4 protein-coding genes are annotated in these 2939 nt (G+C 39.8%); 3 read left to right on the forward strand and 1 reads right to left on the reverse strand.

Going from position 1 to position 2939, the window contains the following annotated elements:
- From CMR00_12540 to CMR00_12550, 3 genes are all read left to right on the forward strand, one after another.
- Nucleotides 1–159, forward strand: a 159-nt coding sequence (locus CMR00_12540) for an SAM-dependent methyltransferase (protein ID PIO47035.1), incomplete at its 5' end; no start/stop codon positions are given.
- Nucleotides 156–335: a hypothetical protein gene (locus CMR00_12545; protein PIO47036.1), complete on the forward strand. Its 180-nt coding sequence runs from the start codon at nucleotides 156–158 to the stop codon at nucleotides 333–335. The genes CMR00_12540 and CMR00_12545, both read left to right, overlap by 4 nt.
- A 197-nt stretch (nucleotides 336–532) precedes the next feature.
- On the forward strand, nucleotides 533–793 hold the full coding sequence (locus CMR00_12550; protein ID PIO47037.1) for a hypothetical protein: 261 nt from the start codon (nucleotides 533–535) through the stop codon (nucleotides 791–793).
- 565 nt (nucleotides 794–1358) lie between these two features.
- Here the strand turns inward: CMR00_12550 and CMR00_12555 are convergent.
- A complete protein-coding gene (locus CMR00_12555; protein PIO47038.1) occupies nucleotides 1359–2630 on the reverse strand; it encodes a hypothetical protein in 1272 nt (423 codons plus the stop codon).
- Between the last annotated feature and the right edge of the window lie 309 nt (nucleotides 2631–2939).

A 2939-nucleotide genomic window follows, 5' to 3' on the forward strand; every position in this document is an offset into this window, starting at 1 on the left:
TTTCCGAAACAGCAAACCGCTGATTTGCACACGCTTTGCGCAATGCTCAACGATGTGGATTGGCGCGAGCTTGGCTTTATGTGCGACGGACGATTTTTATTTTCACAACGCGCCTTAGAGCAGTGCCTTTTACCTGAAGCCTTCCGCCGAAGAAGATGATGCTTGGTCAAGTAGGCGAGCTTTTTCTCACATCCAATTCTTTTGCATTTGGAAAGCATGGCACACATGCTTTCTTTTTATTAGTTCCAAAGACCTTAAATCGTCTATTTCCTCTTTATTTTGAATACTTTTTTACTTTTATCACTATCTTCAATCTGAAACGTTGTATGACCTAAACTGTGCGTCGAGAAAAATTTCCACATTAAATCCGTAGCATTTAATTGAGAAGATGGCACATCGCCATTTTCTGTTTGATTGCCGCCGGGCCAAGAATGACCACCATCAGTTGTGGTGTATAATAAAACTTCAGAACTACCAGCACAATTTTTCCACTTTTTTCCTACAACACCTCCCACATTAAAAATCGTATCTATTGTTCCTGTACAAGCATCATTTCTTGCCCATACAGTTAATACAGAATCAATGGGTGGCATATAAACTCCTGCAAGACCTGTTCCATAACCTCCATAGTAAGGAACACGCCTATCAGGCAGAGAATGAATATGCAGTACAGAGACTGGATTGGAGGGCGCGCAAGGTGTCGTGGTTACCATGGTGGTGGCTACAGGAGCAATTGCAGCAAACGTGTTTGCTTTTTCACAAGCTAATCGATACGCCAGCATTCCACCATTAGATGCCCCTGTAACATAAATTCTATTTCTGTCGATATTGTAAGACATTGTAAGTTTATTTATCATTTTGAGAATAAACCCAACATCATCTACATTGTAGGTTACTGCAGGTCCGCAACACGTGCCGGCGTTCCATGTTCTCAATCCTAAAATCGCTTTGCCATTAGGATACACGACGATAAAATTTTTCTTTATCAGCTTTCTGACTTAGATTCGAGATGTATTCCATAATGTTCGCATCATGATTTCCACCATGCAGTGCTATGACTAATGCTGAAGGCGAAGCGGATGTGTATGTACTGGGAATATGAACTTTAAAATTTCTCCAATCCATTTGATGCTGAACAGAATCCCAAACTCCTACCCCGGGTTGCACACTTGTAGTAGGGTTGTTAAGTGTTGAACAGCTTGCAAACAGTAAAGCAGTTATGACGGATAATGCCAGATAGTTCATAGTTGTAAAGTTGTTTTGATGTCATCAATTAGCTCCTTTTCTGTGAAGCATTTTTTAAATTTCATACAATTTGAATTTCGTATGCCTGCATCTTCGATAAGTGATTATTGTAATTACTCTTGTATAATTACACTACATCGCCTCAACTGAAACTGTCTTCTTGTAAGTGGAGCGGAGGCGTCTATCTTTACAGCTGAATAATAAACCCATGCCTTTCCATTACCAACATAAGGTTCAGGCTCTGAAATATTCAAAGAAGGGTCAAATTTACTTAATAGCCACATTTTATTTACTGGAGCATCAATAGTCGTTAGCCATACTTCTCCGGGTTGATTCAAGGTTGTTTCCAAATAACTTCCACCATTGTTATTTATCTGAAAAGTTGAGTATAATTGATTGTTGAACATAAATGGTTCATGTGATTGATTTAATGCAGGGTCGTGCAGATTGACAGAATTTGGTGTAACAACCTGACTTTGAATAAACATATCACCAAATGCATCACGTTTATAGAAATATGCTGTGTTCGTTGCGTTAATACCACTCATGAAGTATTGTTTGCCTGTATTGAAGTTCATCACTGGATAGCCATCAACTTTTGTAGAGTTGTCAGCAGTAACAAAACGCGGTGGAGCTGTTGGATTGTAAGCATTCCCTTCCTTCGCTTGTATTTTATTATTTGCCCCAAGAGCGCCGTATGTAAAATATGGCGTACCTTTTATCCATCTTGGAACAATTATATCCATAGGTACAGTTTGCGGGAAAACTGCTGGCTGTTCTTCTATTAAATAATCATTTACTGGATTATTCAAGTCTAATAACCTCAGTTGATATTTAGTATTGCGCGGTGCAGAAGGCGAAAAGCCATTTACTACATCATTTTCAATATAAAGCATGAATTTTTGGTCACTGTTGGGAAACTGAGAAGGATAAAATACTCTTCGCCTGTTATTTATTGGAACATTAATATCGGTAACTATAGCAGAAGTAGGTGAGGTTGGGCGTACTAGTTTTATCTGCCCTTCATTTGTAGCACCTACATAATAAACACCTTGATTATCCCGACCCCAGTCAGCAGGACGAGCATAAATGTTAGAGTTGAAGGGACTAAATCCTTTGCCATCTTCAGGTATGAGATTGCCTGTGTTCGGGTCTATACCACACTGCCACACTCGACCTGTAGTTCCATTGCTTAAATCCACTTCCAACCAAATCATGTAGTTTCCAGTTGGTGAAATTTCAGGATTTACATAATTAACCGACTCATTCCCAATCCTTACATCGGTTTGAATGCTCGGTATAATAGAAGCATCATTTGGGTCATTGGGTGTCGAGCAACTTGCAAATAGTAAAGCTGCCACCAAGGATAATGCCAGATAGTTCATATGGGCACTGTTAGTTTAATTGGACAACATTTAGTTAGACAGCTTTTTTGACAAAGTGGTTTAAAGATGTCTCCTATCACATCTTTGGACTTTGCGCTCACGCAGCTATCCTTTTACAAATGTCTCGAGAGCAACATCGCCTGTGCGGGGGTATTCACATGGGGTTATTCACACTCCTGACCATGCCGTGATTGCATTCCTGCACGAAAGTAGTCCCTTCCTACCTCGTCGACTTCACGGGCACCTTGACCTGACTCTGCCGTCTTCTGAAAAAAACTGAATTTTTTCTTTTCTAAACATTGTTCATTA

The sequence above is a fragment of the [Chlorobium] sp. 445 genome, assembly GCA_002763895.1.
GTDB lineage: Bacteria > Bacteroidota > Chlorobiia > Chlorobiales > Thermochlorobacteraceae > Thermochlorobacter.